Raw genomic sequence first — 17,695 nt, 5'->3', positions numbered from 1 at the left:
GTAGCCGCTGGGCCAACAACAACACCAGTAACACCGGCTGCACCAATTCATAATGAAGTGCCAAATCAAGAAGTAGCCGCTGGGCCAACAACAACACCGGTAACACCAGCTGCACCAATTCATAATGAAGTGCCAAATCAAGAAGTAGCTGCTGGGCCAACGACAACACCGGTAACACCAGCTGCACCAATTCATAATGAAGTGCCAAATCAAGAAGTAGCCGCTGGGCCAACAACAACACCAGTAACACCGGCTGCACCAATTCATAATGAAGTGCCAAATCAAGAAGTAGCCGCTGGGCCAACAATAACACCGGTAACACCAGCTGCACCAATTCATAATGAAGTGCCAGGTCAAAATGTATTAGTTACACCAGTTGTAGCACCTACCAAAGAAACAAAAACAGCGCCGATAGAAAATAATGTTCCAACGGAACAGATCCCAACAAAAAATATTGATTCCTCTGAAATAAAAGAAAAACAAGAAAAAGTAATTAAAAACGAAAAATATGTTTCTAATCCGTTAAAAGATTTCATAACAAATCCAGAAGAACAAATTCAAGAAATTGTTCAAGATTGGATTGAATCGACAGAAGCGGTAAAAGAAAAAGAAACAAATAAATCATCAAATGAAAATGAAGCACAAAATAATCAAACTGACATAGAGAATGCATCTAATATAGAACGAACAGAAGAACGTGTGGAACAAGAAGAACAAGTGCGACCAGGTCAACGCCAGCAAGTGTATAACAATCCAGCGCGTGGATCTCGACACTTAGCGTCAATGAATGAAGATGAAGATATAGAGAATGTAACATAAGCCCTCTAAGTAATGAGGGCTTTCTTTCTAAGTAAAAGGAGGGGAAGAAAAGTTGCAATCTAGTCAATCACAAATAATGGTTGAGCAGGAAATAGTAAAGCATGTTCAAAAAAAGCAAAAAAAGAAAAAGGGATGGAAAATAAAACTGATCGTAATTTTGATTAGTTTAGCGGCATTAATGATTACTGTAGCTGGAGTTGGTTTGGTTACTGTTTTAATGTTAGATGATGAAAAACCAACAACTCCAGGTGGAGTAGGCGGAATAGGTGGGATAGGAACGGCGACTGTATCGCCAGAAGTCTTAAAATGGGAACCTCTTGTAAGAAAACACGCGCAAAGTTTTGGGATGGAACCTTTCGTTCCTTTGGCTTTGGCCCTAATTGAACAGGAGAGCGGCGGGACTTTGATAGACGTAATGCAGAGTGCAGAGGGAGCTTTTAACACTCGTTATCCTAAAATACAAAATGGTATAACAGATCCCGACTATTCAATATGGTGCGGTATACAGGAGTTAAAACATTCATTAGAATTAGCTGGTGTTTCTGGGCCGGCTGATATAGAAAAAATTAAATTAGCACTTCAAACATACAATTTCGGGCCAGGATTTATCAATTTTATTCAAAGGAATGGTGGAGCGTATACACTTGAATTAGCAAAACAATTTGCCCTGGAGCATAACGGGGGACGCACTCAGTGCGGCTTTAGGAGTCCATATTGTTATGGGGACTTTAGCTATGTAGAAAAAGTGTTAAAGCATTATGTTGTTAATGCTGGCGGTGGTGGAGCTGGCCCAGGAGATGGAACAGGGGATGGCCCAGCCAATGTTAAATTTAATGAAATTATGGCTCTAGTGTCACCTTATGATGGTTATCCATATGTGTTTGGAGGACGGGCGCCGCCATATTTTGATTGTTCGGGATTAGTTGAATGGAGTTACAACAAACTAGGGATTAGAATTAGCGGAACAGCGGAGGATATGTATAATCAAACCGTACCAGTAGATAAGCCAGCGCCCGGCGATCTAGTTTTCTTCCAAGGAACATATAAACCGGGTATTTCACACATCGGAATTTACATTGGTAATAACAAGATGTTTAACGCAGGTGGAACACATTTACATTATGCAGATCTAAGTAAGCCGTATTGGGTGGAGCATTTCTCTGGTATTAGAAGGGTAAAATAAAGGGGGAGTAATATGAATAAGGGGATTGTAGCTATTCTCATATTGTTATTTTTAGGAGTAGGAACGTATGCAAGCTCTCAAACTTCAAAAGTAAATAATTATCAAAAAAAATATGAGGATACAAAGAAAAAATTAAATGTAGCACAAAAGGAAAACGAAAAATTAAACCAGGAATTAAAAGGGAAAGAACGAAATACCGAAACAGAGGTAAAGAAAGATACAGAAGATTTTTTAAAAGCTTTTTTTGCTTATGATACAGCTAAAGGAGAAAGAGCATGGACTAAAATTAAACCTTTCACTACAGAAAAAGCTTTGAAAATGTTAGTTCCATCGGGAACAGACATAAATCAGCCAATAGAAAAAACAGAACCAGATAAAACTATAGTTTCGGATATTGATAGATCGTTATTGTACTATACACCAGTAGATGCAACACATGCGAATATATTCGCCCGTGTTTGGCAGAAAATAACCGTTAATGGTGTTTCAAGTATTACACAAATACCGTTAGACATTTCTTTAATATATGATGAACAGAAAAATAGATGGGTAGTAGATGAAACGAAAATTCAACAACCTATGAAAGAAGATGGATATATAAGTTAATTTTTTTAACAATATAAAATCCAATAAGTACGCTGGTTATAAAGGAAAGGAGGTGGATCATGTAATGATAAGCGTACTTATTTGGATAACAACGGGAATTGTTGCTTATTTGTGTTATAAAACATTTAATATTGAACAGGAAAAGCTAGAGAACGGAAAATATGATATATACGGCTTTGGAATTGTAGCTATTAGTCTCATTGGTATGTATGTTCTTCGAACTGTTTTAACTGACAGGATTGATCTACAAGTAATATTTATCCTAATCTCCATTGTTATAAATGGGATTGGCATTATGTTTATGACAAAACAATTTGTCTACGACTATCATCATAATAAACTTCCACCATTCCACAGAAAATGACTTCTCAGATTTGTTTATAAAACGCCTTTTAAACTTCACTAATACATTAGGTATCAAATTTGTATTTAAACGTTATTTTGTCTGGTAAGGGCCTTAAATTAATTTTAGATAAGAAAGGATTTTATTATCAATTTGGGAGGAAAGCATGGGAACAATTATGACAGTCCTATTAGTTGTATTTATTGTAGGGGCGGTTGTCTCTTTTTTAATGAAAAAGATAAAAAGTTTAATTCGGTTTATGGTGCTTAGTATAATCTTTGGTATCTATCATACTAATATTGACATTTTAGGGCTTATAAAGAGCATTGGAGGGCCGATATTATTTAAATAATTAATTGTGATAAGGACTAGATAAGATCTAGTCCTTATTATTTTTTGAAATTAAATGTAAATAAAATGAATAAATGTAAAATAATACTTGTTTTATGCGCTAGCGCATGATATTATAAAATTAAGAAATGCGCTAGCGCATTCAAAAACCAAAAGGAGTTGTTGGCCATGAAATACTTTCAAAGTGTCACTACCTTAGAGGATCTAAAGAAACAATATAAAAAATTAGCTAAAAAACATCATCCAGACTTAGGCGGGAAACATGAAGATTTCATTGAACTAAAGAACGAATATGATAAGCTCTTTGAAAAATTGAATACGAAAACAGAAACAAGTGGAGCGTATCAAAACATCATTGACGAACTTATCAAATATGATCTTGAAATTGAAATCATCGGGACTTGGGTTTGGGTTACAGGTAATACTTACTCGTTAAAGAAAGAATTAAAAGAACTTGGTTTCAAATGGGCATCTAAAAAAAGGGCTTGGTACTGGTATGAGGGAGAGTATAAAAAATACCATAATAAAGAATTTTCACTAGATGAAATTCGTACCATGCACGAAGTGAAACGCATCAAAAAAGGAAAGCCGAAACTAGAAGCCTAAGAGGGATTTTCCCTCTTAGTTTTCTAAAAAAAGGAGATGCCCAAATGTATATAAATGCTAATTGTGATAAATTCAAACACATTTATGATATGGAGAGATTAAAAGGTTACAGTGATCGGGCCGGAAGGGATATAAATAGGCTAGAGGAAATTATAGAAAAATTAAAAGAGTATCAAATGAAAATACATGAACATGCGCAAACTGTCGCAAATACTGAATTTAAAAGCGTTGTAACGTTAGTCAGAAATAGATATGATAAAAATCTTGTAAAGTTCCATGTTCAATTGGAAAGGCGGCCAATGGTCGATAAAAATTATATAGAAGATGAAAAGGTAAATGGATTTAATGAACATTACAAAATGTTTGTAGGGAAAGAACGCCACCAGGCTTTAAAATATGCCGATAGTCTAGCGTTGCAATATCATTGTGAAATTGAAAGGAGAGGTTTTTAATGCAGCGAAAATTTAGGCTTCCAGACGATGTCTGGGAGCAATTCACTAAAAAAACAAGTGCGCCAGCTGAAACATTACGTCAATTGGTGATTAATTATATTGATGAGGATAGAAATCCGCTAGATGAGGTTATGGGTGTAGAAGAAGCGGCTGAACAGTGGAACATGTCACCTGGAACATTAAAAAACTTATGTGCTTCTGGTGAGGTTAAAGCGAAGAAAATCGGTAATAGATGGATCGTTTCAAAAAGGCAATCGTGCCCTAAAAAGTAGGTACAAAATGAATTTATATGTAATTACGATTTATTTAGTAAAAATGTCCTTTTAGTTTGTTATTAGACTTATTTCAAAGAAAACAATTAGATGTATATTTTATTGAGAAATATTCAATCTTCTGAATATTTAATGTGCTTAGCTGTATTTTTTGATATTATGGTATTAATTTACACGAAAAAGGGGAAGTGAATGCTATGGGTGTTCAAGTAATTACTAAAGAAAAAATTACAAGCCTATTGAACGAATGGTACGAAGAAATTCGCATACGAAATATCGGGACAGCCCAACAATTAAAAGAAAGTATAGATAGTAAAATTCACAGTATAGAAGAAGATCAAAATATACTTGTATATTATGCACTTCTTAATTACCGTTACAATATTTTGATTAACAATACGGGAAGTATGGAAGATAGTCTAAAGGCGTTAGAAGAGATTGAAAAACCTAAAGATAACTTTTTAACATATTATTATTATTTCTTTAAGGCGTTACATGCTGTAGAAATTGGAAAGTACAATGTTGCAAATGAAGCATATCAAAAAGCAGAAGAGTTTTTAAAATATGTTCCAGATGAAATTGAAAAAGCAGAATTTCAATATAAACGATCAATTTTTTACTGGCAGACGCGCCAGCCATTAAAGGCCCTGGATTATATTTTGTATGCTAAAGAAATATTTTTAAAACACAAAGGATATGAAATTAATGTTGCAGGATGTGAAAATATTACAGGGTTGATTTGTAATACATTAAGGCAGTATGAAAAGGCAGAGGAACATTTCCTTTTATCCTTAAATGTTTTAGAAAATACAGAGCATGAGAATTTGATTTTAAAAACACGCCAAAATTTAGGCATGTTATATGCTGATCAAGATATGTCTGAACTTGCAATACGCTATTTATCAGAGGTAATTGATCATGAAAAATGCAGTCTTACAGACCTTCCGCTTTTAAAAGCAAACTTCTTATTAGCTAGAGAATATTTTAAATTAGGTCAAAAAGAAATTGCATCAACATTAATTTTAGATGGTATTAATGTTTGTAAGAGCTTAAATAATGAAGAATATGAATATCACTTTAAAATTTTAGAAGCTATGAATAATGGTTCATCAACTGAAACATTAGAAACAGTAATACAAGAAGGAATTTCCGTTTTTGAAAAAGAAGGGTTAATTGGGTATGTGAAAGACTACTCTCAACAGTTAGCGATTAAATTTGTTGAAGATAATGGCTTAGAAAAAGCCGGAAAGTATTATCACATAGCTCATCAAGCAGAGAAAAAATTACAAGAACGGGAGGCTTTAAAATGAAAAAGCTCGGCTTATTAAGTTTTGTAGCGGCTGTAATTCTATCATTTGGTATTAATGTATCTAATGATTCACAACAAGCAAAACCACTTCCGAAAGAGCCAGTTATTTATATGTCTGAACACGGTACAGGCTGGTAAATAGCGCTTGTATAATAAATGTCATTACCCCATTAGGAGAAACCTTGCTATTAATAGTAAGGTTTTTTACTTTTTTAAGAATTTAATATTTACTATAAAATGGTAAGATGGAATAAAAGGTTATAATTGGAGGGAATACAGTGAAATTAGACGGTATTGTAAAATTATATCAAGCTATGAAAGCGCAAGGGATAAAGCGTTATAAATTTGATTTTACTTTTAATAAAGTAACTTTTGATGTTTTCTTTTTTATAGATGAGTCACCCTATAAATTAATGTTTGGGGCCAAAATTAAAAATTTTTATTTTGAATTAGATGTAAAGCCGGGATTTAACATTAATACTCATTTAGGGGGAAAGTTCAGTGAATTATGTAAAGTATTAGGTTTGAAGTATGATCCAGATAATACTTTTAAATCCAAGTATTTCTTTGAAGAATTTAATCAAAGAATCCCTGTAACTGTAAATACAAATAATCGACCGCAACCGCATGAGGTGGCTAGCTATAGAAGGGATGTTGAAGAAGCTGACAAAATATACTTTTTAGGGTGGTTACATCATGAAAAAGAAGGTAAGGGCCCAAGACCACAAAATTTACAAAAAACTGAAAAAATACTAGGAGTAGATGCCCGTAATACTTGTAAAAGAAAAAAGATAAGTAGTAAGTGGACGGATGAAAGAAGTAAAGCTGTAGCTTATACAGATCCCGAATGAAATTTAAAAGTATTTATGATTATAGGGGAGTAAAGGGGCATGGATAAAGTACAAGAGTTAGAATTGAAAATAAAGGAATTAGAGGAAGAAATACAGTGGCGTGATAGCCATATTGAAACAATTAATGAAGATAGCAGCCGAATATTAGAGCAATCAATGGAAGTATCAAATTTAATTGATTTGTATAATCAATTTATTGTTGAAATGGATTTGAAAGATGAATTAAAGTTATTCATAAAAGAAAAACACAAAAAATATAACTAAAGTTACACCAGGCAATTTTTACAAAAGTGTAATTAGTGAACTAATAAAAACCAATGGCCGCTTTAAAAAATAAGGAGTTAAAAATGAAGCTAGAAAAATTATTTTTAGATTGGGTAAACCATACAAAAGAAGGAAGTCGTAGAAGTAATTTAGACATAACAGATAGAATTTGGAAGCAAGTAATACAGGATTTTCGTAAATGGGCGAACAGCGAAGATAAAGAAATAAGTGAGCATGCAAAAGGTCTACTGTATACAGGAAAGATAATAAGAGTTCATAAAGACCTTAATAAAGTAGATTATGATAATCATTATGTGTCATGGACATTAGCTGAAAACTTTAATGGTTTATCTTGGTTCTATCCATCGTATTCTCATACCATAATTACAGCAGTAGCAACAAAAGATAATCCTGCAATTAGCTTTATTGGATATTTAGAATTTATGAAGAAATTTGAGGGTAGGGATATTGTCACACCAGCTATCAAAAACGAACAAGAGGTGATTTTTCCATTACAAGAAAAATCAATAATAAGCGTTGAAAGAATAAAAAGAAAGTAGATATGTTCATGAGTTTTACAAAAGTATGAAAATAGCAAATTGGTGTAAACCAGCTTTATAATGCGTTTTATGCATGTAACAGCTGGTTTTTTTATGAAAAAAAGTGATAGGGAATCATTGTTAATTTTACAAATTACAGTTATAATGTAATTAAGTTTTACATAATATAACTAACAACAGAGATTAGGAGGTCATTTTTTATGACGAAAGGAGGACGTAAGCCAGGAGCAAAAGAGCCGATTCGTTCACTTGAAAAAATTGATGAAATGAAAGAATGGTTATTGCGCAACTCGTCTTATCGGAATTACTTTATTTTTTATTTTGGTATCAATACAGGATTAAGGATCAGTGACATATTACGCTTGCGAGTAAAAGATGTTAGAGGGAAAGATGTAGCAAAAATTAAAATGGAGAAAACAGAAAATACCGTTGATGTGTATTTCAATGCAGTCTTACAGCGTGAAATTGAAAAGTATACAAAGCAAATGGCCGATTCAGATTGGCTGTTCCCTAGTCGTGAAGGAGATAAGCCAATTACAAGGCAAATGGCTGATACAATTCTAAGAAAAGCGGCCCTAGCTTGTGGAATTGATAAAGATCATTGGGGCACACACTCAATGAGGAAGAGCTTTGGCTACCATTACTACCAGAGGAAAAAAGATGTGTACTATTTGATGAAGTTATTTGGTCATACAACGCAAGGGCAAACGTTGCGTTACATTGGAATTGAAGCTGATGAGATTAGAAAGACAATGGAAGATTTCACGCTCTAAGAAGGGGTGGATTTAATGGGAGGAAATCAAACAGAATCTAAAGGTATGAGCGTTTTGTTATATCTAATTGGAGTTTTTTTGTTTGGTGTACTAGTAACGTGGTATGTATTCGATCCAGATCTTTTTAAAGAAATATCTAAATCAATTGGTGGGCCAATTGCAGTGGGAGGTTCTAAATAGACTCTTATCTTTCTAAATGGGGAATGGGAGGTTTTAAGGGTGGGTGTAATAAATCCAGATGTTGAAACGTTTGTAATGGCTGGTTTTGGCATTACACTTGCTTTAATCCTTTTAGCGGGCGTTTCAATAAGACACGTTCATAAAAGGATTAAGGGATAAATAGAAAGGGGGCGATATAGGTGAAATTTGCGGAGTTTGAAGCCTTAAAAAACTATGATTCACCAACGGTGTATTTTTGCGAACATGATATGAAACATAGCTGTTTAATTGCTATCCCTTCATTTAATTGGAGCTTTCTTGTGGATTACAAGATCAATTTTAAAGATGAAAGGCCGATGTTAATTAAAGCTTTATCCAAGTGTGTTAGTGATTACGATGCAGAAAGTATTGCTGATGTATTATATGATTTTGTTTTTAGTGAATTAAATTAGTTGATTCTTAAAGAAATGAAAGGTTTAAATTGGTTTTAATCAAATTTGAATTTTATAGAAAACTAAAACGCTATTAAAACAAGATAATGGAGGTAGTTATGAAACCATTGATAACAGTTCCAAAGATGGATTGGATTCCAACAGAATTTTATTTTATATTACCCATTTTTATATTGGCATTATTTCTTGTTTTAGGGATTTATAAACAGTATTCAACTAATAAAAGTAAACGAAATGAAAATATTTAGTTTAATCAAATTTGAATTTTTTATAAAAATGGAGGGGGAATTATGAACGTTGGCGAATGGGTTTTAGCTGAAAATCAAGTCGGTTTTATCGTTTTTAAAAACCATACTGAAACATCTATAAAAGTTAAATTTGGTTACAGAAACAGTAAGGTTTACTCAAAAGACAACATATCTCCAGCTAAGTTTCAATTAGACAATGATGCAATTCATAATCTTCAACTTCTAGCATTAGAAACTAACGATAAAATTTGGTTTGAAGAATTAGGAAGATTAAAAACAGGTTGTATTGTATAAAAAAAGGTTGAACAAAACAATCTCAATCATTAATGGGAAAAAGGTTGTTTTACCAGCACCAGTTGATCCAGTTAACTTTTTTACAGAAAAGGAGTGATGGATAATGAAAATTAGGGCCGTTATAGGTGGTTTTGCGGTTGCTAGTATGCTACTTACTGGATGTTCAATGATTAATGATAAAACAAGTGTAAAGCAAGTAAACGGATCTGAAAAAGTGGCGCAAGTCATAGAATTTCCGTCTTCTAAATATCCAGAAACGGGCGCTCATATTAAAGAAGCAATTGAAAAAGGAAAGACTGATATTTGTACGATAGACCGAAAAGGGGCCGGGGATAGAAGAAAACAATCATTAGCGGGTGTACCAACTAAAAAGGGATATGATCGTGATGAATATCCGATGGCAATGTGTAAAGAAGGTGGATCGGGTGCGGATATTAAGTATATCAAGCCTGCGGATAATAGAGGGGCTGGATCGTTTATAGGAAACAAAGTGGATCATTTACCAGATGGGGCACAAGTTAAAATTGTAGTTAAATAAAAAAGTAAAAAAATTCTAAAAACCTCTTGATTAAAGTAACTTAATTCATTATAATAAAAGTAACCTAAATCAAATTACTACCAGGAAGGGGAACAAATGAAAAAGCATGGAGGGAAAAGGGAGGGTGCTGGTCGTCCTACTCTGGGTATAACCAGAAAGGTTTCAGTTACACTTTCAGAAGAACATTGGAAACGTATAGAAGATAGTAAAAAACCATTTTCGGAATTTTTTAGGGAATTAACCCTAGAAAAATTCGAAAAATAAAATCGCAAAAGAAAAAGCCCTGTCAATGTCGGGAAACGGAGCCAGGACTCTTTCTATAACTTGTGATAATTCAGAAAGGATGGTTTGTGGTGTCAAACAATCTTTTAAAAATTACCAACGATGAGTCTATTTTAACATATCCTCATCGTGAATCGAAATCCCTCAAAAAATTTTACTCTCTCATTTCTGAAAATTACAAAAATATAAATGAGTGGTTTGGTATTGAAGAAAGTATTTCTGATCAAATATGGTTTTATGGAACTTTTTTTATAGCTATTTCAATAATGATTTTCATGTACATCTTTTCTATTGATATTCTTTAAACCTACAACGAGAGGAAGAATGCAAATGGAAGATTATATATGTGTAGCTTGTGGAAAAGAAGCGACAGAAGGCTTTTGTTTAGGAAGATTATGCTATCACTGTATAGAGGAAGTTGTGATTTATACAAAAAAACAAATTGATGAAGAAAAAGGGAAGCAAAAAAATTTAAATCATAAAAGAAAGGGTGTAAAGAAGTGACTGTAAAAATTAAAAACACATTAAATTTTGTTGGATTAGTTTTATTAAGTGCTTTGATTTCGGTAAGTTTAGTGAATTAATTGAAGGGGGCATTTAATAATGAACCATATTGAAATGTTAAAACAGGGAGAAATTGAAATTGGAGCAACTGATAAAAATGGAAATGCATTAAGACAGTTCGATTTCGTTGTTAAACAAGACGATAAGGAAGGGATCAGTATTTGTTGTATTCTTTATCACGGTGTAACAAAGGAATTTGTTGCAATGAGCACTTCTGATTGGTGGGTTCCTTATCAAGATTTACACGTAACTGAAAAGCTTGATCATGTCATAGCGATAGAATTTTTTGGATTGGAAAGAGTAGGCCAATACTGGGGGGTTAGAAATCAACCGTTTGAAAATATGCCAGTGGACCAGTTTGGCGCTCTTAATGAGTCTACAAATATTCTAGAAAAATTAGGTGAGGAACATAATGCAACGATCAATAAGGTGGATGGTCATTGGCATATAAAAATTGGTGATAAAGATTATAGCGATGAACGTCTAGGCGTTGCGGCTTGCTTGGCCGCTGTAAGTACGGTGAGAATATCAGCTTAATAACTTCATAATGGGGTGAACAGGTTGTACGTTTTCGATGTGCGGTATGTATTGGGTGGAGAAGAATATAAAAAGTCATGGCTCCTGGCTTGGCCAGAAGAAGGGTTTCAGTTAAGGAAAGACAATAATTCGGAGATAAAACAAATTTTAAGTGAAGAACACGGAAAAGAAGTGAAAGTTATAGAAACGAATTTAGAGGAATTTTAACCAAAAAAATTGTTGAAAACGAAAGGGGTAATTAAAATGTTAAATGTTATGTTGGATGAAACGGTTAAGGTAAAATCTTTAGGGGTTAAATCTCGTAAGAATAAAGGTACAAAATTTATGATACCTTTGAGTGAAACACAGTATGACCAATTGGAAGAATTGAATTTATATGAAGAAGAGATAAATATCATTGCTGCAGAATTGATCCGTGAAGGTTTAGAGTATGCTTATATGGATGATATTCCAGTACACGAATATGATCAAAGTGTATATGAAATTGTAAGTATTGAAATACCAGCTGGAGAGCGCCGCACATTAGAAATTTTGGCTAAAAAACACGGTTGCACTATGAGGAAAATGGGGTATACAATCTTGAATTTTATGTTAAAGGCACAGTAAAAACACCCTATACAAAGGTATAGAGTGAATTTACAATAGGTATTCTGTTGGCAAATGATTTTTAACTAAAGGAATTTAGTCTGGTACACTAAATTCCTTCTTTAATGTTATAACAAATAAAGAATATAATTCAATAAATTTCATGCTTTCTTTTAAAAAAAGGAGAGTGCATCATGAAAAACATCTTGGTTTGTTATGATTCGCAAACAGGAAATGTAGAACGTTTTATTTCTAAATTAGGAATGAAAGCAATCAAAATAAAGGAAAATATGAAAATAGAAGATGATTTTATTTTCGTTACGTATACAACGGGATTTGGGCAAGTTCCAGAAAGAACATTGGGTTTCTTAAAAAGGAACCATAATAGGCTATTGGCCGTGGCTGCAAGTGGGAACCGTAATTGGGGCCAAAGCTTTGCGAAGAGTGCGGATATAATTGCAAACATGTACAAAGTACCCATAATTCATAAATTTGAGCTATCGGGTATGGAGCAAGATGTAAAAAGCTTCATAAGAAGTATAGATTTGTTGTTATGTTATCCTTAGATGTATACTTCTAACTAGGAAGGATGGGATCAGAGTGTCTACAGAACAAAAGGTAATACAAGATTCATTGAAAAAACAATACAGTGAAGAATATAAGACGCTACAAAGAACGTGGCATGGCATAGATCAAGAATTATTTTATACTTGTCGTTTAGCATACTGGACACAATGGGTATCATTCCACATTGAGCATTGCACATGGCTTTTAAAAGGAAAAATGAAACAACCAAAGCGACAAGAGTGTATAAAACAACGTCAATATTTATATGATTTGAAACATAAAGCTTTTAGTTTGTTGGCCCAAAGCAAATATGCGCAATTAAAAGCATTTATACCGCCTTTCCATCGTGAATTATGCAATGAGCATAAAATGCAGATCGGAAAACAACCAGTACATTTTATGTTAGAAAAAATGTATAGAGAAGTAAAAGAATGTTCTAAGTGTGGCGAGGGAAAAGAACATTATTATTCCTTATATGCTGTTGAGATTAAGCATGAGGAAACAAATACTTTCTTTTTATTTCACGTACCGTACTTTAAAGTCAAAGATATGGTCAAAAAAGATATTAGTACCCTTCCAAAGCTTAAACGTTATTCGCTAGATATTGGCGTTACAGAAATTTCAAATATAAAAAGAGTTCCCGATGCATTTAGTTATAAGCTAACAGTCAAAAAATTCACAGAAAACCTGGATGCTCTTTCAGAGCTTATTAATAAAGATAAAAAACCAATTACGTTAAATAAACCAAAAGTATTAGGGAATACGAGATACAAAGAGAAAAAGAAATAAGCACCTATATAGGTGCTCTTTTTTTGATATTTTTTCGAATATTCATAGCAATGGTTTGCTAATAGGATGATGTATAGTGGCAAACTATTACTATTGTTATGTATGATACATTCCACAAAAAAATTACAAAAAGGTCGCAATTTTTATGGTCATATTAATACATATGCACAAAGTTTATGACATATGCACAAATTATTGTGATCACGTATAGCACTTTGGGATTTTGTCCATAATTACGGGTAAAGGCATAGTGAAAGGGATGTACATAAACAATGTGGGGAAAACCGAAGAAAAAAACAAAGTTGGCAAGATGGCTTTTCGAACGCGGTTTGGAGCAAAAGGATCTAATAAGTGTTAGTGGAGTAAGTCGCAATACAGTTTCTAGGGCGTGTAATGAAAAAGACTATATTCCTAGTCCACAAGTGATGAGGAAATTAATTAAGGCTATCAGAAAGCATGATTCAAAGGTTGATATTAATGATTTTTGGAGTATGTAAGTTTCACAGAAAAAGAGCTAGAAATCTAGCTCTTTTGTTATGTTATTTGATTTTAATTTTGATACCACCTTTGGATGATTGTGAAGATATAGGTTTTTTTTCGATAGGAGAAAACATGTTTATTAAACTATGGATATCTGGTACTTGAACTACTTTTATATATTCGCTTGTGATCTGATAATGCGTATCGGTAATCATAAGCACAATAGGGAATATTTTTTTATTTGGTCGTTGCCAGTGGAATTGTTGCCAAATGTCGGATAAATAAAACTGTTCATATCGCTCTATTTTAGAGTGCATAACTTTGTCACTGTACTGATTGCGCTGAATTTCGATCATGAATGGGGTGTTACGGAATAAACAAAACATATCACATTCAATTGTTCCTTTTTGCCCAAATTTTGGTTCGATTAACACATTAGATGGGGTATCGTATTTTGTTAATTCTATATAGGTATCAACAATGGATAGAAAGTGGAAAATTTTTTGGCTGTTGTCTTTTATTTTTGAGTCATATGGCGCGTAGACATAGGGCTGAAAAGATTTATAGGGACGGATATAGTTTCGATCTTGAAGGCGTTTCAAAACTAAATTACAGTTTGACACGGAATTTTTTAAATGTGAAAAGTGTAACGTAATAATCTGATCTCGACTCATAACACGGAAACGAATTAGATCGTTTAAAATTGCCTTATCACGCTTATTCATGGGACTAATCCTCCATTAATCCAAAGATAGTATTTGGATCGTTTTCTTTGCTTATATGGGAACAGTCGGGGCCTTTGGTATCATTTTTTTGCTTAAAGGGAGATAGTAGTTTTTTTGCTTCTTCTATAGATAAAAAGGGAGCTTGAACTTCCTGGAGACTATCAGCATCTATTTTAAATATCATTCGTCCGGGCTCATCAGAAGGGATGTTTTCAGCGCCGGGAGTACCGCTTATATCGCTGTTCGTTTTATCTTCTGAACGAAAACCCAACCTAGCGTTTAGAATCGCGCGTATGGCTGTATCTAGACTCTTATTACACGGGCGTTGCATAGACAAAATAAGAAACATTCCGTAGGCCCTTCCCAAACACGCATATTGTAGCAAATCCTCTGTAATTTCTTTTTCTTTTTTCAATACAATTACCTCATCAATCACAAGTACAATGAATCCTGGCCTTTCAGATGCAGGAACGTCATTGATGTGACTTACACCGTACTTTTTTAATAAATTTCCTCGTTTATCAAGCTCGTTCATTAGTTTTTTCATTATAGGTTTAAATTGTCCAGGAGTATCGCAAACAGCTTTTACATGTTCGATTTTTTCAAAAATGTGAAATTCACTTTTTTTTAAATCAACTAGGTACATTTCAAGTTCATGAGGTTTTTTCATTAAAACCCATGTTGTTAAAATAGTACGCAACATAGAACTTTTTCCGCTACCTGGTACACCGCTAATTAGTGTATTTGGGGATGTAATGAGGGAGTATTTAATCCATTGGCTATATTTGTTTTGACCAACAATAACCGGTAATAGTTCATTACGCACTAGAAGCTCATTAAAGCTGTAATTCACGCTTTTCATACGCTTAGGGAATATACGTATTACACAAGTTATAGAGCCTATTTCTAGCTCGATACTGTCGCCTAAATATTGCTTAAAGACATATTCCTTTTCGGTTAAATTCTTTGGATTCATACCTTTTGGTATGGTGAAAATAATCTCCTTGTGTGTCTCTAATATAAGTGTTTTTTGGATAGTAGGGTAAATGTAGGTTTTGACATTTCCATACGTGATGTGAGTCAAAAATAAACTTGCTGAATGAAATGATTTTTTCGTTTGTTCCTCTAGATCGTTAATTTGATTTTTTCTTTTTATATAACTTTGGTAATTTTGCAGGGCCTTCTCTATTTTCGCTAACAATGAAATCCATCCTTTCTAATCCATTGTAATGATTACCAGGACATAACAATCCTATTGGTAAAAATTACATGGTATAAGATTTGAGTTAAGAGGGCACTATGACTTCCCTCGGCCTTCCGCCCTCGTCGTCATAAACACATCTTTTATTTCCTGTTATTGCTACTCATGACACGTTAATACGTAGGTAACAGTAAGTAGGTAGTGATTTAAGTTGCTGATAAGGTAATTTAAAAGCTCTTGCTTAGTCATTAGCCTATGCAGCGGTTGAGTAGGATGTAATTTGTCCGTGATAAAAAATAAAAGAGGTGAAGGAATATGATGGGGTTATTCGTGGTTCTTGGATGCGCTTTGTTATTTTTCTTTTTAGCGCAAATTACAACTTCCTCTGGTGGTTATAAACCGGATAGCGATACACAACGTAGAAAATGTCAAAGTAAGTTGGAAAAGCAGGTTTATGATGCGCTTCGTTATAAAGGTTATCACCCTATTGTGCAGCAAAAAGTACCTGGTACACGATATAAGTTAGACTTTGCCTTTTATTCACCTAATGGAAGAAAGCTGGATCTTGAAATTGATGGGCCATTTCATCGAGTACCGGAAAACAGAAGAAAAGATAAAAGACGTGATGCTCATATGAAGGATAATGGATGGTGTGTTATAAGAATATCGGATATTGCTTTGAAAAAAGGATTTGAAAAAGAAATCCTCTTATTAGAATCAAAGTTAAATGACATGGGTATACAATCAAATATAAAAACGGATATGATTTTATCCGAACAGAAATAAGGACGTGTGATGTAATTTATCATCATACGTCCTTATTTTTTGTGAAAAGCTTTGCCCAGAATCCTTGTTTTTTCTCCTGGCTAGATGCTAGCAATTTTTGATCAGCATTAAGGGCTTGTATTTCTTTTTTTAGTTGTTCGTACTGTGCAGAAATGGTTTTATTTAATTCATTAGCTGTTTTTAGTTCCTGTAAGATTTGACGATTGGTTTCTTCTTGCTCCTGGAACCTTTGCATAAGTGCTTGAAGTGTTTGGGCGGCTTGTGGGCTACTTAAAAAATGGTCACTTTCTTTATGGGCGGGGGCCGCCCAATCGCTCATATCTTTAGAAAATTCCTCTGTAACAGTTGTTGCGGCCTTTTCCTTTGGAATCTTTTGTTTTTTTGTTAGGTGTTTGTATTTTTCTAATGCTGATAAATCATGAGCGGTAAATGCGCGACTATCATTTGTGCCTTTAGTAAATTTATAACCGCTCACTTCTAGCTCACTACACCATCTTTTTAATGTACTGTGTGATATTTGGAGTTTGTCAGCAACTTCATGAGTCCAATAGGCTCGCTCTTGTTCGGATTCGCTCATATCTTTATACCTCCCGTCCAAAGTCGCTCATTTACATTATAGATTAAACAAAAAGGATCGCACATCCTTTAAATAAGGAGTGAGATCCTTTTTTCTAAAAGTCTGGGTCTTCTAGATCCTCATCGTCAAGAGATCCAGTAACGACCTTACTTGTAATTAATTGTCCCGATTTACCAACGTCTTTTAATAAATCATTTTCTAAGGATGTATTGTTATTCTCTTGATTCGACATAACAACAGATGGAGCTGGAGCTACTTGGATAGTAGATATTTTTCTTGTTAACTGTTCGATGGCCTTCATCATATAATCTTGATTTTTTGAAACCTCAATGAGTTCTTCTTTTGCATCAAATGGCTCTTGACCTTTTAAGTCCTGTTCAACCAATTTTATAAGATATGAAGCTAATTGTTTTGTACGGGCTTTTTTATCTAAGTGACTATATACTTTTTCACTCATATTATCTGTTCGAAGGCCAAAGACTTTTTGTCTTTCTTCTTTGTTAGTACGTCCCATGTGCTCCC

Annotated in this window: 33 protein-coding genes; 29 read left to right on the top strand and 4 right to left on the bottom strand. The window is 33.7% G+C overall.

What is annotated here, in order from left to right:
• The 28 genes from MR115_RS28480 to MR115_RS28345 form a co-directional block, all read left to right on the top strand.
• The coding region (locus MR115_RS28480; RefSeq protein WP_242243639.1) for a hypothetical protein at nucleotides 1–819 on the top strand (819 nt) is incomplete at its 5' end.
• Between the two features lie 52 nt (nucleotides 820–871).
• A complete protein-coding gene (locus MR115_RS28475) occupies nucleotides 872–2,002 on the top strand; it encodes a bifunctional lytic transglycosylase/C40 family peptidase (RefSeq protein WP_375337829.1) in 1,131 nt (376 codons plus the stop codon).
• Between the two features lie 12 nt (nucleotides 2,003–2,014).
• The gene (locus tag MR115_RS28470) at nucleotides 2,015–2,608 is read left to right on the top strand and encodes a hypothetical protein (protein WP_097877632.1); all 594 of its coding nucleotides are present in this window, start codon (nucleotides 2,015–2,017) and stop codon (nucleotides 2,606–2,608) included.
• A 64-nt stretch (nucleotides 2,609–2,672) separates the two neighbouring features.
• On the top strand, nucleotides 2,673–2,972 hold the full coding sequence (locus MR115_RS28465; protein ID WP_097877634.1) for a hypothetical protein: 300 nt from the start codon (nucleotides 2,673–2,675) through the stop codon (nucleotides 2,970–2,972).
• A gap of 145 nt (nucleotides 2,973–3,117) precedes the next feature.
• Nucleotides 3,118–3,303, top strand: coding sequence for a hypothetical protein (locus MR115_RS28460; protein ID WP_097877636.1), 186 nt, complete (start codon nucleotides 3,118–3,120; stop codon nucleotides 3,301–3,303).
• 167 nt (nucleotides 3,304–3,470) lie between these two features.
• The gene (locus MR115_RS28455; protein ID WP_097877637.1) at nucleotides 3,471–3,908 is read left to right on the top strand and encodes a molecular chaperone DnaJ; all 438 of its coding nucleotides are present in this window, start codon (nucleotides 3,471–3,473) and stop codon (nucleotides 3,906–3,908) included.
• 44 nt (nucleotides 3,909–3,952) lie between these two features.
• A complete protein-coding gene (locus MR115_RS28450; protein WP_097877639.1) occupies nucleotides 3,953–4,360 on the top strand; it encodes a hypothetical protein in 408 nt (135 codons plus the stop codon).
• On the top strand, nucleotides 4,360–4,632 hold the full coding sequence (locus tag MR115_RS28445; protein ID WP_097877640.1) for a helix-turn-helix domain-containing protein: 273 nt from the start codon (nucleotides 4,360–4,362) through the stop codon (nucleotides 4,630–4,632). Before MR115_RS28450 ends, MR115_RS28445 begins: the two co-directional genes overlap by 1 nt.
• Nucleotides 4,633–4,829: 197 nt before the next feature.
• A complete protein-coding gene (locus tag MR115_RS28440; protein ID WP_097877642.1) occupies nucleotides 4,830–5,942 on the top strand; it encodes a response regulator aspartate phosphatase in 1,113 nt (370 codons plus the stop codon).
• The gene (locus tag MR115_RS28435; protein WP_170952301.1) at nucleotides 5,939–6,079 is read left to right on the top strand and encodes a hypothetical protein; all 141 of its coding nucleotides are present in this window, start codon (nucleotides 5,939–5,941) and stop codon (nucleotides 6,077–6,079) included. The genes MR115_RS28440 and MR115_RS28435 overlap by 4 nt, the downstream gene beginning before the upstream one ends.
• A 140-nt stretch (nucleotides 6,080–6,219) precedes the next feature.
• Nucleotides 6,220–6,792, top strand: a complete 573-nt coding sequence (locus MR115_RS28430; RefSeq protein ID WP_242243637.1) for a DUF6037 family protein — start codon at nucleotides 6,220–6,222, stop codon at nucleotides 6,790–6,792.
• Between the two features lie 39 nt (nucleotides 6,793–6,831).
• Nucleotides 6,832–7,056, top strand: coding sequence for a hypothetical protein (locus tag MR115_RS28425; RefSeq protein ID WP_098709636.1), 225 nt, complete (start codon nucleotides 6,832–6,834; stop codon nucleotides 7,054–7,056).
• A gap of 83 nt (nucleotides 7,057–7,139) precedes the next feature.
• Nucleotides 7,140–7,616, top strand: coding sequence for a hypothetical protein (locus MR115_RS28420; protein WP_242243635.1), 477 nt, complete (start codon nucleotides 7,140–7,142; stop codon nucleotides 7,614–7,616).
• 200 nt (nucleotides 7,617–7,816) lie between these two features.
• The gene (locus MR115_RS28415; RefSeq protein ID WP_242243633.1) at nucleotides 7,817–8,389 is read left to right on the top strand and encodes a tyrosine-type recombinase/integrase; all 573 of its coding nucleotides are present in this window, start codon (nucleotides 7,817–7,819) and stop codon (nucleotides 8,387–8,389) included.
• Between the two features lie 15 nt (nucleotides 8,390–8,404).
• Entirely contained in the window at nucleotides 8,405–8,569 is a 165-nt protein-coding gene (locus MR115_RS28410; protein WP_242243632.1) for a hypothetical protein, read from the top strand.
• Nucleotides 8,570–8,748: 179 nt separating this feature from the next.
• Complete coding sequence (locus MR115_RS28405; RefSeq protein ID WP_199664529.1) at nucleotides 8,749–9,000, top strand: YueH family protein; 252 nt, start codon at nucleotides 8,749–8,751, stop codon at nucleotides 8,998–9,000.
• A gap of 98 nt (nucleotides 9,001–9,098) precedes the next feature.
• Nucleotides 9,099–9,248 (top strand): hypothetical protein, encoded by a 150-nt coding sequence (locus MR115_RS28400; RefSeq protein WP_242243631.1) that lies wholly within the window; start codon nucleotides 9,099–9,101, stop codon nucleotides 9,246–9,248.
• A 42-nt stretch (nucleotides 9,249–9,290) separates the two neighbouring features.
• Nucleotides 9,291–9,542, top strand: coding sequence for a hypothetical protein (locus MR115_RS28395; protein WP_242243630.1), 252 nt, complete (start codon nucleotides 9,291–9,293; stop codon nucleotides 9,540–9,542).
• A 145-nt stretch (nucleotides 9,543–9,687) separates the two neighbouring features.
• On the top strand, nucleotides 9,688–10,080 hold the full coding sequence (locus MR115_RS28390; RefSeq protein WP_374101181.1) for a NucA/NucB deoxyribonuclease domain-containing protein: 393 nt from the start codon (nucleotides 9,688–9,690) through the stop codon (nucleotides 10,078–10,080).
• Between the two features lie 96 nt (nucleotides 10,081–10,176).
• Nucleotides 10,177–10,344, top strand: coding sequence for a CopG family transcriptional regulator (locus MR115_RS28385; protein ID WP_088048174.1), 168 nt, complete (start codon nucleotides 10,177–10,179; stop codon nucleotides 10,342–10,344).
• An 89-nt stretch (nucleotides 10,345–10,433) separates the two neighbouring features.
• On the top strand, nucleotides 10,434–10,667 hold the full coding sequence (locus MR115_RS30120; protein WP_242243629.1) for a DUF3961 domain-containing protein: 234 nt from the start codon (nucleotides 10,434–10,436) through the stop codon (nucleotides 10,665–10,667).
• A gap of 25 nt (nucleotides 10,668–10,692) precedes the next feature.
• Nucleotides 10,693–10,866 (top strand): hypothetical protein, encoded by a 174-nt coding sequence (locus MR115_RS28375; protein ID WP_242243627.1) that lies wholly within the window; start codon nucleotides 10,693–10,695, stop codon nucleotides 10,864–10,866.
• Nucleotides 10,867–10,965: 99 nt separating this feature from the next.
• Complete coding sequence (locus MR115_RS28370; protein ID WP_242243626.1) at nucleotides 10,966–11,463, top strand: hypothetical protein; 498 nt, start codon at nucleotides 10,966–10,968, stop codon at nucleotides 11,461–11,463.
• A 24-nt stretch (nucleotides 11,464–11,487) separates the two neighbouring features.
• On the top strand, nucleotides 11,488–11,670 hold the full coding sequence (locus tag MR115_RS28365) for a hypothetical protein (protein WP_242243624.1): 183 nt from the start codon (nucleotides 11,488–11,490) through the stop codon (nucleotides 11,668–11,670).
• A gap of 36 nt (nucleotides 11,671–11,706) precedes the next feature.
• Nucleotides 11,707–12,069, top strand: a complete 363-nt coding sequence (locus MR115_RS28360; RefSeq protein WP_242243622.1) for a hypothetical protein — start codon at nucleotides 11,707–11,709, stop codon at nucleotides 12,067–12,069.
• Between the two features lie 182 nt (nucleotides 12,070–12,251).
• The gene (gene nrdI / locus MR115_RS28355; RefSeq protein ID WP_097877697.1) at nucleotides 12,252–12,614 is read left to right on the top strand and encodes a class Ib ribonucleoside-diphosphate reductase assembly flavoprotein NrdI; all 363 of its coding nucleotides are present in this window, start codon (nucleotides 12,252–12,254) and stop codon (nucleotides 12,612–12,614) included.
• A 34-nt stretch (nucleotides 12,615–12,648) separates the two neighbouring features.
• Entirely contained in the window at nucleotides 12,649–13,404 is a 756-nt protein-coding gene (locus MR115_RS28350; protein ID WP_242243621.1) for a hypothetical protein, read from the top strand.
• A gap of 272 nt (nucleotides 13,405–13,676) precedes the next feature.
• Entirely contained in the window at nucleotides 13,677–13,901 is a 225-nt protein-coding gene (locus tag MR115_RS28345; protein ID WP_242243620.1) for a helix-turn-helix domain-containing protein, read from the top strand.
• Nucleotides 13,902–13,943: 42 nt separating this feature from the next.
• On the opposite strand, the gene MR115_RS28340 is transcribed toward MR115_RS28345, so the two are convergent.
• Both MR115_RS28340 and MR115_RS28335 read right to left on the bottom strand, forming a co-directional pair.
• Nucleotides 13,944–14,609 (bottom strand): replication-relaxation family protein, encoded by a 666-nt coding sequence (locus tag MR115_RS28340; RefSeq protein WP_088048167.1) that lies wholly within the window; start codon nucleotides 14,607–14,609, stop codon nucleotides 13,944–13,946.
• 4 nt (nucleotides 14,610–14,613) lie between these two features.
• The gene (locus MR115_RS28335; protein ID WP_242243618.1) at nucleotides 14,614–15,810 is read right to left on the bottom strand and encodes an FtsK/SpoIIIE domain-containing protein; all 1,197 of its coding nucleotides are present in this window, start codon (nucleotides 15,808–15,810) and stop codon (nucleotides 14,614–14,616) included.
• Nucleotides 15,811–16,125: 315 nt separating this feature from the next.
• On the opposite strand from MR115_RS28335, the gene MR115_RS28330 reads away from it, so the two are divergent.
• A complete protein-coding gene (locus tag MR115_RS28330; protein WP_098709645.1) occupies nucleotides 16,126–16,596 on the top strand; it encodes an endonuclease domain-containing protein in 471 nt (156 codons plus the stop codon).
• A 22-nt stretch (nucleotides 16,597–16,618) separates the two neighbouring features.
• Here MR115_RS28330 and MR115_RS28325 read toward each other — a convergent pair whose 3' ends face one another.
• Nucleotides 16,619–17,173: a MerR family transcriptional regulator gene (locus tag MR115_RS28325; protein ID WP_242243616.1), complete on the bottom strand. Its 555-nt coding sequence runs from the start codon at nucleotides 17,171–17,173 to the stop codon at nucleotides 16,619–16,621.
• A gap of 94 nt (nucleotides 17,174–17,267) precedes the next feature.
• Nucleotides 17,268–17,687, bottom strand: a complete 420-nt coding sequence (locus tag MR115_RS28320) for a hypothetical protein (protein ID WP_097877674.1) — start codon at nucleotides 17,685–17,687, stop codon at nucleotides 17,268–17,270.
• Nucleotides 17,688–17,695: the final 8 nt, after the last annotated feature.

Origin of the sequence: Bacillus cereus group sp. BfR-BA-01309 (assembly GCF_022664315.1) — a bacterium.
GTDB classification, from domain to species: Bacteria; Bacillota; Bacilli; order Bacillales; family Bacillaceae_G; genus Bacillus_A; species Bacillus_A mobilis.
This window is presented reverse-complemented; position numbering and strand designations above follow the sequence as displayed.